This is a genomic window from Mycobacterium asiaticum (genome assembly GCF_001673365.1).
GTDB classification, from domain to species: Bacteria; Actinomycetota; Actinomycetes; order Mycobacteriales; family Mycobacteriaceae; genus Mycobacterium; species Mycobacterium asiaticum_A.
Genome location: NZ_LZLS01000053.1, coordinates 1 through 754, shown reverse-complemented (window position 1 = coordinate 754; position 754 = coordinate 1). Strand labels below are relative to the sequence as shown.

At 78.0% G+C, this 754-nt stretch carries 1 pseudogene; it reads right to left on the bottom strand.

Annotated elements, in window-relative coordinates:
• Positions 1-754 (bottom strand): annotated as a pseudogene (locus tag A5634_RS28590) (hypothetical protein); the annotation flags it as partial.

The window sequence follows — 754 nt, the reverse complement described above, 5'->3', positions numbered from 1 at the left end:
GTTGCCGCCGCTGGTGGCCTGACTGCCGATGTCACCGAAATCGCCGTTGGTGGAACCGAACCCGCCGATCCCGCCCGTCCCGCCGCCGCCCGAGTCGCCACCGCGCCCGCCGGTGCCGCCCTGACCAAGCGTGCCATCGGTGACCGTCCAGGAGCCGACACCTCCGGTGCCGCCGTCGCCCCCGGATCCGCCGGTGCCGCCGTCGCCGCCGGTGCCGCCGACACCCAGCATGCCGCCCGTGCCTTTGCTGGAAGTTCCGCCACGTCCGCCGGCACCGCCCTGTCCGCCGAGCCCACCTTCGCCGCCCTGTCCGCCGGCGCCACCTGTCGCGCCCGGATCGATCGCGTCGTCTCCCCGCGCTCCGGTGCCGCCGGTGCCGCCGACGCCTCCGGCACCCCCGTCGCCGCCCTTACCGCCGTCGCCGGCCTGCGCGCCCCCGGCACCGCCTGCTCCGCCCGCGCCACCGGTGCCGCCGGTGCCACCGATTTCGCCGGTCTCGTTGGTGTCATGAGCTACTTCGCCTGTGCGGCCGGTCCCGCCGGTGCCACCTGTGCCACCGTCGCCGCCGTCCCCGACCAGGCCGCCGTCACCCCCGACGCCGCCGGTGCCGCCGACACCGCCGGCGGTGATCGCATCCGCACCGTCGCCGCCGTGCCCGCCATGGCCGCCCGTGCTACCGGCGTCCCCTTCGGCGCCGCCGTCACCGTTGGTCGAGCCGGAGCCGCCGGTCCCGCCCGCACCGCCGGTGCCGGGG